Raw genomic sequence first — 1,658 nt, forward strand, 5'->3', positions numbered from 1 at the left:
CAAACAGACTAAGCTTAATGGCGAAGATTGATTCGACGGAATCTTTCTTCGCCACTTTTGTTTTCTGTTAAAGTGGTGGTGAAGTTAACATGCCGCGTGGTTTTTGACGCTTGACGTCGCAACACAAAATGGCAACTTCACTGTACCATCAGAAACTCTGTTCATAGTCTGTTGGCCTTCGAGGTCGGGTATTGAAAATTAGATTATTGATGGTACTTTACGCAATAAAAAACCATAAAGGAGGGTGTTTAGATTGACTGTAGTATTTGGTATCGATGTAAGCAAAGACACCTCGGCGATTGCCGAGAACGTTGACCGGGTGCTCGTTTGGCAAAGCAAGATCAACAATAATTGGTTTGGGTTTCAAGAACTGCTCAAACGACTTCAAGAATACTCTGAACCACAGATTGTCTTTGAAGCTACGGGCGTTTATTCTAAGCGGCTCAGTCGCTTTTTAGAAGAGAACGGCTATCGTTATACGATGCTTAACCCGCTGGCCGCAAAGAAGCAATTGGATGGATTACGCACTCGCAAGACTGACAAGAACGATGCCGTGAATTTAGCGGACACGCAGTTTATCTTCGAGCGTCGACTGACCTACTACCAAAAGCCAGTTTATCGCGATCTGATGGACCTCAGTCGCTTCTATGAACAGATCAACTCAGATCTTGTGACCGAGAAGAATCGCCTGCACAAGAGCCTTCAGATGACCTTTCCGGAGCTTGAAGGGATTCTCGACAAGCCATCTGGGAAACTTTACTGGCATATTGTAGCAACGATGCCTCACCCCGATCTGCTTAACAACATGACCGTAGAAGAGCTCGCAACCCAACTGAAAGAAAGCGGTGCCCACATTTCGGTGACGAGGGCCACAATCATCGCCAAGAAGCTGTTCACACTGGGACAGGCTTCGTTTCCAGGCAGCGTCGTTGAAGCGCCAGATGTCGATGAAACTCGCTATCATAGCGAACAAGTTGCACGCTTGGATACGAAGAAGAACGAAATCATCGCCAAGATGGTTAAGTTAGCCAAACCACTTCCAGAGTTTGAAGTGCTTATGAGTATTCCAGGCTTTGCCGAGAAGACTGTAGTACGCCTCATTGGTGAGTTGGGTGATATTCGCCGCTTTGGCAGTAGCAACAAGTTGAATGCCTTTGTCGGGATTGACCTGCGTCACTATGAATCCGGCAACTTCATCGCCACTGATCACATCAGTAAGCGTGGCGACCATATAGCACGTGCGATCCTATTTCGCGCAATTGCCAACATTGTTAGTGCTGGTCGTTATCAGCCAAGTCGAGTCAACGACTATTATCGCGAACATAAAAAGAAACTTCCTAAGGTCAACGGCAAAGCCGTGGGCACAAAGAAAGTTACCGTCGCTGCAATGGGTCGCCTACTACGTACGATTTACCACCTAGTGACAAACAACGAGATGTTCAAATACGACGTCTAGCGCCAAAGCATCCCGTTACGTGAATAGTGTAATCCTCTGAGTAAAAAAATGGAATAACTCATAGGCTTATTTGAATTACCCCGAATCCCCAAAGTATGAATCATCTTGCAGGATGGAACCAATATCTGAGCCTTCTGTGGAAATATAAGGGCAAAGAAAATACCGTTAAATCAAGATTAGTACTTGACTAACGGTAGAAAAA

At 45.6% G+C, this 1,658-nt stretch carries 1 protein-coding gene; it reads left to right on the forward strand.

The features are described 5' to 3' along the window. Positions 1-253: 253 nt before the first annotated feature. Positions 254-1,456: an IS110 family RNA-guided transposase gene (locus tag FD01_RS10040; protein WP_056964058.1), complete on the forward strand. Its 1,203-nt coding sequence runs from the start codon at positions 254-256 to the stop codon at positions 1,454-1,456. The last annotated feature ends 202 nt before the right edge of the window (positions 1,457-1,658 follow it).

It is taken from the genome of Lacticaseibacillus manihotivorans DSM 13343 = JCM 12514 (assembly GCF_001435035.1).
GTDB classification, from domain to species: domain Bacteria; phylum Bacillota; class Bacilli; order Lactobacillales; family Lactobacillaceae; genus Lacticaseibacillus; species Lacticaseibacillus manihotivorans.